Genomic DNA, 13,860 nt, shown 5'->3' with positions numbered 1-13,860 from the left:
AACGGTAAGCAACCAAAGGTCGCCATCGTCGCCGTGGCCCGAAAGATTATGACCATCCTCAGCGCCATGCTTCGACACAACCAACCCTGGTATCCAGACAAAGCCTGAAAACACAGTTGCTCATCCGTCGCCTTCGGCGACACCTTCTCCCACAAGGGGAGAAGGAAGAAGCGTCTGGGCGATCATCGATTCGACGGCAAGCGCGTTGCCCAGCGCATGGCCGGCGGCCGTGTTGTCGAAGATGCCCCAGACCTCGGCACCGAAAGCCGCCGCCGCCTCCATTTGCCGGCCAAATCTGGCGAGGCTATCGGCATCGTAGTCGGAGTAATAGGCGCGCGGCGCGCCGTGCCAGCGGAAATAGGCGAGGCCGGGCCAGCCTGCCGGCGCCGCAGCAGTTGGCACCGGAGCGGGGTCGGCGGCGACACGCGCGATCCGGCGATCGGCCAGAAGCGCTTCAGCGTCGGCTTCGAACCAGCTGGGATGGCGCGGTTCGCAAACCAGCCTTGCTTGGGTTCGCTTGCCGACCATGTCGAAGAAACCGCTCGCGACGTCCGGCTCGAAGGATAGGCTCGGAGGCAGCTGCACCAGAAGCACGCTCAGCTTTGCGCCGAGACCTTCGGCCTGCAGGAGAAAGCTCTCAAGGAGGTCGTCGCAGCCGGCGAGGCGGTGCTCATGGGTGATGGCCTTCGGCAGCTTGACGGCGAAGCGGAAGTGCTCCGGCACGGCGCGTGCCCAGCGCTCATAGGTCTCGCGGCGGTGCGGCTTGTAGAAGGATGTGTCGATCTCGACGATCGGAAAGTGCCTGGAATAGCGTTCGAGATGCGATCCGGGTTGCGGGAAGTCTTGGCTGTATCGTGTCGGAACGCCCCAACCGGCCGTGCCTATGAAACATGCCTGTTTTCCCATGCATGGGATGTGGGCCGGATGAGGTGTGGGTCAAGGCGGAGAGAGGCTGCGCAAAGCAACGGCCCGCCGCTCAGGCCGCGGCCAGTCTTCCAGCCTCGACATGTGCCTGCAGCCAGGCAAGCACCCGCGCCCAGCCCTCTGCATGTTCCGCCGCCGCTTCGTGCAGCCCGGCAAAACCGCCATGGCAGATGGTAAGGCGCGTGCCCCTGGCAGTCGGCTGCAGCAGCCAGGCTACCGTGGTTTGCCGCCGGCCAAGCGTGGGATGGTCCCATGCATAGGCCCGCGTCTGGACGATCCGGCGCGGCGCCTCGATCTCGAGGAATTCGCCGCTGGCCGGCAGGTCCGTGCCGTCGGCCGTTCGGACAATAGCGGTCCAATGGCCGCCGACTCGCAGGTCGGCCGACCAGTCGACCATCCGTTCGGTGTCGGCCGACCCCCACCATTGCCCGATTTCCTCGCCGACCAGTGCCTCGAAGATGCGTTCCGGAGGCGCTTCGATCTCGGCCGATGCCATGACGGTGTCGCCATTGGTCATGCTCCGTACCCTGGGAGCGTGGATCATGGATGCCTCCACATCAAATTTGTTTCGTTGACGAAACGAGCCTTTAGCCCTTTGATGGCGGACGCTCGAAGCCCTTGCCGGTCTCAAGCAGGCTCTTCAGGCTGGCCAGCACCAGCGGCCAGCCCTTGGCGACGTTGCCGATCAGCCTGTGCGGCCCGTCCGCTTCATGGGTTACGGCAAGCTTCATCAGCTCGCCGTCCGGCTCGATGGTGAAGGTGCAGCGCGTATAGCCGTCTTCCCTGAGCTCGGGCATCCATTCATTGCGCCATTTGATGACCAGGCGCCGCGGCGGATCGATCTCGAGGATCTCGCCGCTGTCGGCGACCCGCCCGTCGGGGAAGATCAGCTTCCAGCTGGAGCCCACCTTCCATTCGCTCTCCTGATAGGAGCAGAGGAAGAACTGCCGGTTGAACTCCGGGTCGGTCAACGCTTCCCAGAGCTTTTCGGCCGTGGTGCGAATATAGGTCACATAAACGAAGCTGTTGCTCATCAGTCTTCCCTTTCGAGGCGTTTCTTCAGGTCGCTGAGGGCGGTCAGCCGCCCCCGCTCGAATTTGCCAATCCAGCGGTCGGCGATCTCGTTGATCGGAACCGGATTGAGGTAGTGCTCCTTCTCCCGGCCCCGGCGGATGGTGGTGACGAGGTTTGCTTCCTCCAGGATCGCCAGGTGCTTGGTCACCGCCTGGCGGGTCATGGCCAACTCGGCGCACAGCGCGTTCAGCGTCTGTCCATTCCTGGCATGGAGGCTGTCCAGCAATTGCCGGCGTGTCGGGTCCGCCAGGGCGCGAAAGACTGCATCCATGCTCATAGCTCTAATATGCAACCATTTGGTTGCATGTCAAGCGGCAAGATCGCACGCCATTGACGACCGGATAAGATTGCACGAGAGAGAAAATCAGCGCTTGCGGGAGATCCAGAAGGCGTCGGGCATGCGCTTCATGCCGATGCGTTCGTAGAAGCCGACAGCGTCGGGCATCGAAATCAGGCTGATGGCGACCGACGGTCCGAGCTGCCGGGCCACCTCGTCCATCAGCCCCTTGCCGATGCCTAGTCCCTGCGCCTTGGCCGATACGGCGAGGTCAGAGATGTAGCAGACCCAGGAAAAGTCGGTCAGGCAGCGGGCAACGCCAATCAGCGGCTTGCCTTCCATGTCGAGACGAGCGGTCACGATCAGGTCGGCGCCCTCCAGCATCGCCTTCAGCCTGGCCTCGTCATCGACGGGCCTGACTTCGCCGAGGCCGGATTCGGCCAGCACGCGGCGGAACTGCGCGGTATCGAGGGATGCTTCGCGGGCGTAGAGGACGTGGGAGTTTTCTGCCATCACAGCCAGAGTGCACCATCGGGCGGTGAATTCGAAGCCGTTTCGTCGGCACCCTGGCGCCGGCGCGCACGAACAGCTGCCTTTTATTTGCCCGCGGCTTTGTGTAAACCGGGCTCCAGAAAATCCCCCGCAACGAAAACACGGGCCAAAGCCATGGAAAAATTCACCAAGCTCACCGGCGTCGCCGCCCCCATGCCGATCGTCAATGTCGACACCGACATGATCATCCCGAAGGATTATCTCAAGACGATCAAGCGCACCGGGCTTGGCACCGGCCTGTTTGCCGAGATGCGCTACAAGGACGACGGTTCGGAAAATCCGGACTTCGTGCTCAACAAGCCGGCCTACCGCAAGGCGCAGATCCTGGTCGCCGGCGACAATTTCGGCTGCGGCTCGAGCAGGGAGCACGCGCCATGGGCGCTGCTCGATTTCGGGATACGCTGCGTCATCTCGACCTCGTTCGCCGACATCTTCTACAACAACTGCTTCAAGAACGGCGTGCTGCCGATCACCGTCAGCCCCGAGGACCTGGAGAAGCTCATGGACGACGCCTCGCGCGGCTCCAACGCAACTCTGTCGGTCGATCTCGAAGCCAAGGAAATCCGTGGCCCGGACGGCGGCGTCGTGACCTTCGATCTCGACGACTTCAAGCGGCATTGCATGCTCAACGGGCTCGACGACATCGGCCTGACCATGGAAAAGGCCGGCGCCATCGCCTCGTTCGAGAAGAAGAACGCCGAACTGCGCCCCTGGGCCTGAGCGGCCGATAGGCCCGGCCTTTCCTGCCGGGACGCGACTGAGGGAGGGACAGTCATGAGACACCAGCTTCTGGCCGGCGCCTGCGGGGTGGCCTTGTTGTTGGCACCCACCGCGTTTGCGCAAACCCAGACCCAGACGCCCGCCGCGGAGCAGGCGCCGGCGGCCGAAAAGCCAGCCACCGGCCAGGACACGGGAACGAACGCTGCCGACGCTTCCGAGGACGACAAGCAGGCGCCGATCCCGTTCGAAGGCGGCCAACTCACCATCACGCAGCCGGAGCAGGACGGCGAGAAGGTGCTGTCCTATGACGGCAAACAGCTGGCCAGCAACTATGACGTCTTTTTCGATAAGATCGTCAAGATCGGCGACGTCAATGTGGCGCTGGTCGATGTCGGCGATGGCGGCAACCAGTGCGGCCCGGCCAAGGTGATCGTCTGGAAGCCGGAGGGTGGCGCCATCCAGAGCATCACGGTCGAGCAGGACGAGTGCGGCGCGCCGCCCTCGGCGGTGTCCGACAACGCCATCTATTTCGTGCCGTATCTTTTGCCCGGCGATGAAAAGCCGGCTTTGCAATGGTCGCCAGCGAGCGGACTGACCATTTCGGGCAATCTGGCCTACATGCCGGAGCCCGGCACGGACTGGAAGGATATCGACCCGTCGAAATACGACAACATCATCGACGCCTTCCACAATGAGGCCGTCTACAAGGAAGCCCAGAAACTGCTCGGCAAGGACATGCCCGACATGGCGACCAGCCTGCTGGTCGGCGGCGGCACGGAAAAGACCGCATCGGGCGCCTTCTATGCCAGCGGCTGCGTACCGCATGATTGCGGCGGCAATGACGGCTTCATGGCGGTTGACCCGGCCAAGCACCAGCTCTACTTCGCCCGTCGCGGCGACAATGGCCAACCGAACGCCTGGCCGCCGGTGGCGACATGGCCGGCCGATGTGAAGAAAGCGCTGGACAAGGCGCTGGGGTCGGCGAACTAACCGGGGCATTTCCGGCGAAAACCGGGCGCACTTTAGTGCTCTGTCCCTTTGTTTCTACGCAGCAGGCGAATCAGATGCCAAGTTGCAGCCGATCAAACAGGTCAAATTCGCACACTGTGGCCACCGCGGATGGGGACAGTCGGTCCGCGTCTATTCCTGTGACCGGCGCTATGCTGACGCTCCTACGGCTGTCGTCCGCGCGGGGCTAATTTCCTCTGCCTACGCGCGACAACCGTCCATCGTTGCCGACGCGCGCAGGACCGCAGTTTATGCGCCGTTCTTCCTTTGAGCGCCGCCGGTCGCCGGCGCGGAGATCGAGGATGGCCTTCTGCCCAACCAGACTCAACGGCGATATTTGCTGGGACAAACGGAACCAGATCGGCCGAGCGGCGTCATAGAAGCAGCTTCGCGCGGCAGTGCCTGGAGTAACATTGATGGTCAGACTCGTTCTTCTGGCGCTTGTTTTGTTCGCCTTCGCGGCTGGCGCCACAGAGGCGGCAAAGCTGGACGCAGCCACCGTCAACAATGCTCAATTCGGCGACGCTGCAACGAAGGGCGTCGATGCGACCGTGCTGAAGGCACAGATCCTTTTGGATCGCGCGCGGTTCTCGTCGGGCCTCATTGACGGCCACCAGGCGGAGAACTTCACCAAGGCGGTGCGGGCATTTCAGGCGGCCAACGCGCTGCCCGCCGATGGCAAGCTCAACCGGGAGACCTGGGACAATCTGGTCGCAACCTCGCAAGGCGCGGTTCTTGTGAACTACGAGCTGACGCGCAAGGACGTGCGTGGACCGTTTACCAAGCGCATTCCGGCCAGCATGGAAAGAATGGCTCACCTGCGCAGGCTCGGCTATCGCAGTTCGTTGGAACGGATCGCAGAGCGCTTCCACATCAGCGAACAATTGCTGCGAAGGCTCAACCCGGGCATCAGCTTCAGGACGGCCGGCGCAAAGTTGCTGGTGCCGGCTATCGCCCGAGGCGATCCCTCCTCAGCCGTTGCCAGCCTCGAAGTCGACAAGGCCGCGCGCCAAGTTCGCGTTCTCGACAATTCCGGCAAAGTGATTTCGGTCTACCCCGCCTCGATTGGAAGCGAAGAGAAGCCGGCGCCGAGCGGCGAGGCACAAGTCACGCGCGTGGTCCACAATCCCACCTATCATTATGATCCTCACTTCGCCTTCAAGGGGGTAAGAACCAAAAGGCCCTTCACCATCGCTGCCGGACCTAACAATCCTGTCGGATCGATCTGGATCGATCTGTCCATTGAAAGTTACGGGATTCACGGTACGCCCGAACCCGGCAAGATCGGGAAGACCTTCTCGCATGGTTGCATCAGGTTGACCAATTGGGATGCCGAAGACCTCGCCCTTGAGGTGCACAAAGGCACAAGGGTTGTCTTCACCGGAGAAACAGCTGAATCGGCCAAGGACCAACCCGGCTGACGCATGGCGGGCAATGCAGAACCCCTGACCGGGACCGCAGAGCACCTCACGGTAGCCGGCGCACAAGGTCTTCAACGTCAAAATCCATAGCGGCGTCTACCGCTCGGAGCCGGCCATGGGCCAGCCGGAACTGCTCGCAATCCCAACCGGACAAGCTTCAATTTGCTCCCAGGCTCAGCGCTTTCCTGCGGTCGGCCTTGGCGCGCTTGGTGTTGCCTTTTGCCTCCCAGGAACGGCCCCGGAAAGTGTAGGCATCGGCATAGTTGGGGTAGAGCTTGATGGCGTGAGTGAAGTTGGCGATCGCGCCGTCGTGATCGCCCGCGCGTGCCTGCACCAGGCCTCTGCCGAAGTAGCCGCCCGGACTGTTCCGATCGATCTGGATCGCCATGTCGAAATCCGCCAGGGCGCGCTTCGCATCGCCCTTGGCCATCCAGACGATACCGCGATCGACACGCATTTTGGCGACGCCCGGACTAAGGCCGATGGCTTCGTCATAGTCTGCTATGGCGCCGTCGTAATCGCCTATGGTCATCCGGCTGATCCCGCGAGCGTGGAAATGCAGGGCGTAGGTGGGATCGAACTCGATCGCCTTGCTGAAATCGTCGATGGCCCGTTTGTGGTCGTTCTTGGCCGTCCAGGCAAAGCCACGGGCGGAATAATAGCTGCCGTTCTTTGGCTCGAGCGCAATCGCGCTGCCGTAGTCCGTTATGGCGCGATCGTAATTGCCCTTCTGCCCCCAGGCGAGACCGCGATATCCGAAAGCCTCGGCATCGTTGGAATCGAGCGCCAATGCCTGATCGAATTTGGCGATCGCAAGGTCGTAGCGACCCTTGTTGTAGAGGGCTATGCCACTCTTCGTGATGTCGCGCGTCGTTGCCGCCGCGCCCCCTGTCGTTGGCGCCTGCTTGTTTGCCGCTCTCGCCATGGCCGCATCGTCGCGCTCCTTGCTGGCATTGGCGTGGTTTGGATCAAGGCGTAAAGCCTCATCCAGGTCGGCGATGGCGCGGTCGTATTGCTTCTCCCTGTTCCAGCAGAATCCGCGGTTGAACCATGCTTCGGCATCCGTTGGCCGCAGTCGGATCACCTCCGTGGAATCGGCGATGATGCCGTCGCAATCGTGTTTCACGGCGCGGGCCCGGCTGCGCAGCACATAAGCGTCGGCATTGGCCGGCTGCAGCGAAATGATGGTGCTCAGATCGGCGATGGCCCGGTCGATCTTGCCTCTCTGCAGCCAGATGGCGGAACGGTAGAAATAGGCGTCGGTCGACTTTGGATCGAGCTTTGTCGACTTGTCGTAGTCGGCCATGGCCCGGTCGGGGTCGCCTTTCAACGCATAGGTGAAGGCGCGCAAGGTGTGGGCGCCGGCATTGGATGGGTCGGCGGCGACCGCTATGTCGTACTGCTCGATCGCCCGGTCGAACTGATTTTGGGCGCGCCAGATCGTTCCCTGCTCGATAGCGTCCTCGACGATCTTGGTTCGCGCCTGGCCGGCGGGCTTGGTTGCCGCGGCCTTGGCTTTCGCCGCTGGCTCCCGGCCGGCGTTGGCCGCCGCCTTGCGGGCGATGGCATAGTCGGGATTGCCGGGGTCGAGCTGCAGTGCCTCGTCGAAGTCGACGACGGCGCCGGCATAGTCCTTCCGGTCGGCCCGCGCCATGCCGCGCGCATAATAGCTGGCGTCATCCTTCGCATCGATCCCGATCGCGACGGAATAGGCGGCGATCGCACGCCCGGCGTCGCCCTTGGCGTGCCAGGCCACGCCCTTGCAGTAGAAGGCGTCGCGCGCCTTCGGGTCGAGGTCGGCGGCGCGGCCGCAGTCGGCAAGCGCACCATCGGCATCACCCGAGGTGGCCTTGGCCAGACCCCGGTGCGAAAGCGCCGCGCCAAAGTCGGGACTGGTCCGTATGGCCTTGTCGTAGTCCGCGATCGCCTTGCCGTAATCGCGTTTGGCGGCCCAGGCCCGGCCGCGGCCGAAATGGGCAAAGCGGTTTTCGGGATCGAGCTCGATCGCCTTGTCGTAGGCGCCGATCGCCTGGTCATACTTGCCCATGTCGAGAAAGGCGTCGCCACCAAGGACGGCCTCCAGGGCGCGCGGATCCTTTGCGGCCAGCGCCCTCTCGGTCAGCGCCTTGCCTTGCGCGGCCGTCATCTCCGGAATGGCCGATGGCGGCTTCTCGGGCTCCGCCGCTGGTGCGTCCGGCGGTGGCGCCAATTCGACGCTGTCGCCCGTGACCTGCTTGTCGCAGATTCCAGCCCGCCGCGGATCGAGTTCGACGGCGCGCCGGCAATCCGCCGCGGCGCCGGCCTTGTCGCCACTCAATGTCCTCGCGCGGCCGCGTACGAGATAGGCCTCGGCATTGTTAGGGTCGAGGCTGATCGCCTTGGAAAGATCGAGAAGCGCGCCACCGACGCTATAATCCGCCAGCCGCGCCTCGGCGCGTTCGACCAGGACTTTTGCGGCGGCCGGGTCCCTCACATTCCCGGCTGCCGACTGGTCCGGTTCGCCGGGCGCATGCTCGTTGCACGAGCCCGCGCGCCCGGGGTCCAGTTCAACGGCGCGTCGGCAATCATTGGCGGCAGCGGCGTAGTTGCCCTGCGATGCCTCGGCGAGCGACCGATCGTAAAAGGCCTCGGCATTGTAGGGATCGAGCTGAATGGCAGAGCTGAAACTTGCGATTGCGCCGGCGACGTAGCCCTGTACCTGCTGCTCCAATCCCCGCTTCAGTTCCCAGGCAACGCGCTCGGAATGGTCCTCTTTCCTGGGGTAGAGTTGAAGCGGCTCGTATACGCGCGGCGCGGCAGGCTCTTCGGCTGCTTCATAAGCCGGACTGGCCGCGGGGTCGGGGGGCCGTCGGGTGGCTTGGAGGCTCAGCCTTTCCTCGGCGTATTTAGGGTTGGCCGGATCGAGCGCGATGGCCTTGTCCAGATCGGCGATGGCCTTGTCGGGATCGATCGTCTTCCAGACCAATGCCCGGATAAAGTAAGACCCTGGATCGGTCGGCTTCAAGGAGATGGCTTTGTCGAGATCGGCAAATGCTTCTTTTGCCTTGCCGATCCGGGCCATCGTCATGCCGCGTACCCGGTAAGCCTGGGCGTCGGCCGGGTCGAGGCGGATCGCTTCATCCAGATCGGCGAGAGTCCGGGCATAGTCGCCCTTCAAGCCCCAGCTCTTGGCGCGGTTAAAGCGGAAAGCCGAATTTGCCGGGTCCAGCCGGATCGCCTCGTCGAACGAAGCAATGGCGCGGGTGTGGTCGCCCTTGTCCTGCCAGGCAATGCCGCGCACGCCGTAAGCCTTTGCGTTGGCGGGGTCGATCTCGATCGCTTCGTCGCAGTCGACGATGGCGCGGTCGTGCTCGCCTTTCCTGCTGAAAGCCTTGGCGCGATTGACATAGAGGCCGGCGTCGTCCGGCGTTAGCGCGATCGCGCGGGTACAGGCAGCGGTCCGCTGGTCGGGGTCGACCTTGCCACGGCTGAAACAGGTTGCATGGTCGGCGCCGGCCGCGAACGCCGGCGTGGCGAGAACGATAATGGCTCCCATCCCAGCCAACGACAGCCAGACGCGCAAAGAACCAACGAATGCGCGCGCAAGCGCGTCGGTGCCGCCTGACATGGCTCTGATCCTCCCCCCGGAGCTGCCGCGACGGGTCTCGCGGCTGTTTCATATTAGTTCTGTTTTTGTTCCGGAATGCAAGCAGAAATTGCAATGGCGGCATACTTCACGGATTCCCGTCCTCGCGGAGGCCAACAGGGCGCGGAGGCGGACAGGGCGGGCCCGTCGGTGGCGCCGATTCTGCGCTGCCGATCCATTCGTATTGGCCCATGGCAGGATCGGCGTTTTCGCCACAGAATGGTTGCAATCATGGCGAGGCTCCTCATGCGCAAACTCATCTCCACCGGCTCACCCTTCGAAAAGACCGCCGGCTATTCGCGTGCCGTGGTGCAGGGCGACTGGTGTTTCGTGTCCGGGACGACCGGCTATGATTATGCGACCATGACGATGCCGGAGACGGTCGAGGCGCAGACGCGTAACTGCCTGGCGACGATCGGCAAGGCGCTCGGGGATGGCGGCTTCGAAATGGCGGATGTGGTGCGGGCGCATTACTACATCACCGATCAGGCCTTCGTGGGTGTCGTCTTCCCGATCCTCGGCGAGACGTTCGGCGACATCAGGCCGGCGGCGACGATGATCGTGTGCCAGCTGAACAAACCGGAAATGAAGATCGAGATCGAGGTGACGGCGCTGCGGCGTACCGCCTGAGAGACCAAGGCGATGAAGGTCCGGCGCATCGTGGCCAATATCGAGACACGGGACGCGGCGGCGGCCAGCCGTTTCTACCACGATGTGCTCGGCCTCGATCTGCTCATGGACCAGGGCTGGATCGCCACCTACGGCTCCGGGGAGACGATGCAGGTGCAGGTCAGCTTCATGGCGCAAGGCGGGTCCGGCACGCCGGTGCCGGACCTGTCGATCGAAGTCGACGATGTCGATGCGGCGCTCGAAGCGATGCAGGCCGCCGGTTTCGCCATCGAATATGGGCCTGCCGACGAACCCTGGGGCGTGCGGCGCTTCTATGTGCGCGATCCCCTCGGACGGCTGGTCAACATTCTCTCGCACCGGTGATGGCATCTGCCATGGGGCAGTAACTTGGGCATCCCGGCGGCCAGCGCCCCCCTCTGCCCTGCCGGGCATCTCCCCCACGAGGGGGGAGATCGGCAGCTTTGCTAACGGCGCTATCTGTAAACGCCTGACATTTGCGAAGGCCGATATGATAGCCAATGTCCCCCCTCGTGGGGGAGATGTCCGGCAGGACAGAGGGGGGCGCGAAGGATCGCCGATGGTGCCCTTGTTCGCATCGCGGCGTTCTCCCTCCCGTTACGGCTTGCGCTGCAACCACTTGGCGTTTAGCAAGGCCGCGGTTCAAATCTTTCTGGGACGGTTTTCTCCATGGCAACGAAGCATCTTTTCCTGCTCCCCGGCGACGGCATCGGCCCCGAGGCCATGGCCGAGGTAAAGAAGCTGATCGCGGCGATGAACGAAAAGCTCGGCAGCGGCTTCGTCACCGATGAGGGCCTTGTCGGCGGCTGTGCCTACGATGCGCATGGCGCGGCGATCTCCGATGCCGACATGGAAAAGGCGATGGCGGCGGACGCGGTGCTGTTCGGCGCCGTCGGCGGGCCGAAGTGGGATGCGGTGCCTTACGAGGTGCGCCCCGAGGCCGGACTCTTGCGCCTGCGCAAGGACTTGGAGCTGTTCGCCAATCTCAGGCCCGCAATCTGCTATCCGGCGCTGGCGGCATCTTCCTCGTTGAAGCAGGAAGTGGTCGAAGGCCTCGACATCCTCATCGTGCGCGAGCTGACCGGCGGCGTCTATTTCGGCGAGCCCAAGCAGATCATCGATCTCGGCAACGGCCAGAAGCGCGGCATCGACACGCAGGTCTACGACACGTTCGAGATCGAGCGCATTTCGGGCGTCGCCTTCGAGCTGGCGCGGACCCGCAAGAACCACGTCACCTCAATGGAAAAGCGCAACGTCATGAAGTCTGGCGTGCTGTGGAACGAAGTCGTCACCCAGACCCACAAGGCGCGCTATTCCGACGTCAAGCTCGACCATATGCTGGCGGACGCCGGCGGCATGCAGCTGGTGCGCTGGCCAAAGCAGTTCGACGTCATCGTCACCGACAATCTGTTCGGCGACATGCTGTCCGACATCGCCGCCATGCTGACCGGCTCGATCGGCATGCTGCCGTCGGCCTCGCTCGGCGCGCCCGACGTGAAGACCAAGAAGCGCAAGGCGCTCTATGAGCCGGTGCACGGCTCGGCGCCCGACATTGCCGGCAAGGGCATCGCCAATCCGATCGCCATGATCGCCTCCTTCGCCATGTGCCTGCGCTATTCCTTCGGCATGGTCGATGAAGCCGACAAGCTCGAAGCTTCAATCGCCGCGGTGCTCGACCAGGGCCTGCGCACCAAGGATATTTTCTGGCCGGGCATGACCGAGGTCGGTACGGTCGAGATGGGCGACGCGATCATCGCCAAATTCCTGGCGTAACGCTCGTTCGGCCTCAGCGGATCTCGCCGGCAAGCTGACGCAGCAGGCCGACGAGCCTCGCCTCGTCCACCGGTTCGAAGAAGGCCGCGTCGGCGGCCTCGACGGCGACAATGGCGCGCTGCGCCGCCGCCGCCCCGGCTGATGTGACGCGGATCACCTTGGCCCGGGAATCCCGGGGATCAGCCTCGCGTGCGATCAATCCCTTGGCTTCCAGCCGGGCGATGACATCCGAGGTCATCTTCACCTCAGTGCCGGCCTGGGCGGCGAGCTGCACCTGGTTGGGCGGCTCGCCATCGCGGCCGAGCCACATCGCCGATGCGAGCAGCACGAACTGGACATGCGTCAGGTCGAGCGGCGCCAGCGCCGCCGTCATGACGCGCTGCCAGCGCATGGTGGTTCGCCAGAGCAGCAAGCCGGGGCTCTCCGAAGGTCCGCTGAAGCGGGTGTTCAAATCCTGACCGTCAGCCATTCTTCGCCAACGCCTCCGCTTGCTCGAACAGCTTGGCCATCGAGACGTCGAAATCGCCGCTGATCTGCGGCCCGAGTTCCGGGCCGACCTCGGCGGCCGAAGGGCCCGAGATATCGAGCCGGTGCGTCACCTGCGTGCCGCCTTCGACCGGCACCAGCGTGTGCCGGAACAGCAGCGTCGTGTCGCCGAACGAGGTTTCGTCGGCATAGGTCACGTTGTCGACGAGATCGACGATGACCGATTCGAATGTGTCCTGACCGACCGGTGTCACCGAGACGCGGGTGCCCTTGGCGAACGGCCCGTGCAGCACGAAGGTGTCGGAGCCCTCATAGGTCAGGCGGCCTTCATGCAATGCCCTGAGCGCGTTCCAGATGGCTTGCGCCGGAAGCGGGGAAGTCGCGGTGTATTCATTGGTCCACATCGTCTTGCTCCATCCGTCTTGCGTGATCGATTATTCGATCCGTGCACAGACTATCTGTGCACGGATTAAATTGCAAGAGAAATCTTCAGCCATGATGACCTCCGGCCCACGGTGGATCCTGGGAGTGACCTAATCCTCCGCAATATGCACGCTGGCTAGATTCTGACCCCCGCCGGCACCGGTCCCCATTGGTTTTCCCGCGCCTGCGTCGGGATCAGCGCGAAGACCAGGATGATCAGGCTGCCGATGCTCGGAATGAGGATCAGCAGATAGAGCCAGCCCGACAGGCCGATGTCGTGCAGCCGGCGTACGGTCATGCCGAGGCCGGGCAGGAATGTCGCCAGCAGGAAGGTGCCGCACAAGCCAACGGTGACCGCCGCCGAGACGTCGGTGTCGAAATTGCCCATCTCGATATCGGTGAAGATGCCGATGCCGAAGATGATCAGCAGGCAGACCATCCAGAACAGGCAGTAGCCCCAATATTCCTTGCGGCGGGCGCGACCGGCGAAGTTGAAGTAGTTCTGCGTCAGTCCACGCCAGAAATAGCTCCAGAGATCACTGGGTTCGGTTGGCTCGCACATCCGGCCGAAATGCTGCGCGTGCGATGCGGCAGCCGCAGGCGCGGGACCAGTTTGAGCCGGTGCGGGGCTTGCGCCGGCGTCGGCGGCCGGGCTGGCCGCCCGGGCGGAGATCGAAAAAACGTCACGCGCCTGGCCGCCGCTGGCCTGGAATTCGACCAGCGTGCCAGTGGGCATCGTGGTTTGCCGGCGAAGGTTCTCCCGGGTGAAAGTGTAGCGGTTGCCATCGGCTCCGGTGATGAAACCGAAGCCCTGGACCTCGTCGTAGTGAAGCACTTCGCCGCGCATGACCCACCCGCTTGTCGCCGCGTCCCAGTGAAGGTGTGGCACAGGGCTGAGCCTGGGGGCAAGCCGTGTTCCCAGGCTACCG

Annotated in this window: 15 protein-coding genes and 1 pseudogene; 7 read left to right on the top strand and 9 right to left on the bottom strand. The window is 63.6% G+C overall.

Going from position 1 to position 13,860, the window contains the following annotated elements; genetic code table 11:
- Window positions 1-108: pseudogene (locus EN824_RS36160) on the top strand (IS110 family transposase); the annotation flags it as partial.
- Window positions 109-120: 12 nt separating this feature from the next.
- Here the strand turns inward: EN824_RS36160 and EN824_RS25115 are convergent.
- From EN824_RS25115 to EN824_RS25095, 5 genes are all read right to left on the bottom strand, one after another.
- Entirely contained in the window at window positions 121-906 is a 786-nt protein-coding gene (locus tag EN824_RS25115; RefSeq protein WP_135932810.1) for a DUF72 domain-containing protein, read from the bottom strand.
- 70 nt (window positions 907-976) lie between these two features.
- The gene (locus EN824_RS25110; RefSeq protein WP_135932809.1) at window positions 977-1,468 is read right to left on the bottom strand and encodes an SRPBCC domain-containing protein; all 492 of its coding nucleotides are present in this window, start codon (window positions 1,466-1,468) and stop codon (window positions 977-979) included.
- Between the two features lie 43 nt (window positions 1,469-1,511).
- Window positions 1,512-1,958, bottom strand: coding sequence for an SRPBCC family protein (locus EN824_RS25105; protein ID WP_135930019.1), 447 nt, complete (start codon window positions 1,956-1,958; stop codon window positions 1,512-1,514).
- Entirely contained in the window at window positions 1,958-2,275 is a 318-nt protein-coding gene (locus EN824_RS25100; RefSeq protein WP_135932808.1) for a metalloregulator ArsR/SmtB family transcription factor, read from the bottom strand. The genes EN824_RS25105 and EN824_RS25100 overlap by 1 nt, the downstream gene beginning before the upstream one ends.
- A gap of 87 nt (window positions 2,276-2,362) precedes the next feature.
- Window positions 2,363-2,788: a GNAT family N-acetyltransferase gene (locus EN824_RS25095; protein ID WP_127276565.1), complete on the bottom strand. Its 426-nt coding sequence runs from the start codon at window positions 2,786-2,788 to the stop codon at window positions 2,363-2,365.
- Between the two features lie 153 nt (window positions 2,789-2,941).
- Between EN824_RS25095 and leuD the strand changes: the two genes are divergently transcribed.
- The 3 genes from leuD to EN824_RS25080 all read left to right on the top strand — a co-directional run bounded on the left by leuD (window position 2,942) and on the right by EN824_RS25080 (window position 5,976).
- Window positions 2,942-3,547 (top strand): 3-isopropylmalate dehydratase small subunit, encoded by a 606-nt coding sequence (leuD, locus tag EN824_RS25090; RefSeq protein WP_127276567.1) that lies wholly within the window; start codon window positions 2,942-2,944, stop codon window positions 3,545-3,547.
- A gap of 54 nt (window positions 3,548-3,601) precedes the next feature.
- On the top strand, window positions 3,602-4,537 hold the full coding sequence (locus tag EN824_RS25085) for a hypothetical protein (protein ID WP_135932807.1): 936 nt from the start codon (window positions 3,602-3,604) through the stop codon (window positions 4,535-4,537).
- A 434-nt stretch (window positions 4,538-4,971) separates the two neighbouring features.
- On the top strand, window positions 4,972-5,976 hold the full coding sequence (locus EN824_RS25080; RefSeq protein WP_135932806.1) for a L,D-transpeptidase: 1,005 nt from the start codon (window positions 4,972-4,974) through the stop codon (window positions 5,974-5,976).
- Between the two features lie 157 nt (window positions 5,977-6,133).
- On the opposite strand, the gene EN824_RS25075 is transcribed toward EN824_RS25080, so the two are convergent.
- Entirely contained in the window at window positions 6,134-9,583 is a 3,450-nt protein-coding gene (locus EN824_RS25075; RefSeq protein ID WP_127276573.1) for a tetratricopeptide repeat protein, read from the bottom strand.
- A 264-nt stretch (window positions 9,584-9,847) separates the two neighbouring features.
- Between EN824_RS25075 and EN824_RS25070 the strand changes: the two genes are divergently transcribed.
- The 3 genes from EN824_RS25070 to leuB all read left to right on the top strand — a co-directional run bounded on the left by EN824_RS25070 (window position 9,848) and on the right by leuB (window position 12,022).
- Window positions 9,848-10,231, top strand: coding sequence for a RidA family protein (locus EN824_RS25070; RefSeq protein WP_135932805.1), 384 nt, complete (start codon window positions 9,848-9,850; stop codon window positions 10,229-10,231).
- 12 nt (window positions 10,232-10,243) lie between these two features.
- Window positions 10,244-10,594, top strand: coding sequence for a VOC family protein (locus tag EN824_RS25065; protein WP_127276575.1), 351 nt, complete (start codon window positions 10,244-10,246; stop codon window positions 10,592-10,594).
- 324 nt (window positions 10,595-10,918) lie between these two features.
- Window positions 10,919-12,022 carry a 3-isopropylmalate dehydrogenase gene (gene leuB / locus EN824_RS25055; RefSeq protein ID WP_127872771.1) on the top strand — a complete coding sequence of 368 codons (1,104 nt, stop codon included), beginning with the start codon at window positions 10,919-10,921 and terminating at the stop codon, window positions 12,020-12,022.
- Window positions 12,023-12,035: 13 nt separating this feature from the next.
- Here the strand turns inward: leuB and EN824_RS25050 are convergent, their stop codons facing one another.
- From EN824_RS25050 to EN824_RS25040, 3 genes are all read right to left on the bottom strand, one after another.
- Entirely contained in the window at window positions 12,036-12,491 is a 456-nt protein-coding gene (locus tag EN824_RS25050) for a MarR family winged helix-turn-helix transcriptional regulator (RefSeq protein ID WP_127872772.1), read from the bottom strand.
- Window positions 12,484-12,912 (bottom strand): polyketide cyclase, encoded by a 429-nt coding sequence (locus EN824_RS25045; RefSeq protein WP_127872773.1) that lies wholly within the window; start codon window positions 12,910-12,912, stop codon window positions 12,484-12,486. The genes EN824_RS25050 and EN824_RS25045 overlap by 8 nt, the downstream gene beginning before the upstream one ends.
- A gap of 155 nt (window positions 12,913-13,067) precedes the next feature.
- Window positions 13,068-13,778, bottom strand: a complete 711-nt coding sequence (locus EN824_RS25040; RefSeq protein WP_127872774.1) for a DUF805 domain-containing protein — start codon at window positions 13,776-13,778, stop codon at window positions 13,068-13,070.
- Window positions 13,779-13,860: the final 82 nt, after the last annotated feature.

Origin of the sequence: Mesorhizobium sp. M8A.F.Ca.ET.181.01.1.1 (assembly GCF_004792025.1) — a bacterium.
Lineage (GTDB): Bacteria > Pseudomonadota > Alphaproteobacteria > Rhizobiales > Rhizobiaceae > Mesorhizobium.
Note: the sequence above shows the minus strand (reverse complement) of the source record. Positions and strands in the feature narration are given on the sequence as shown.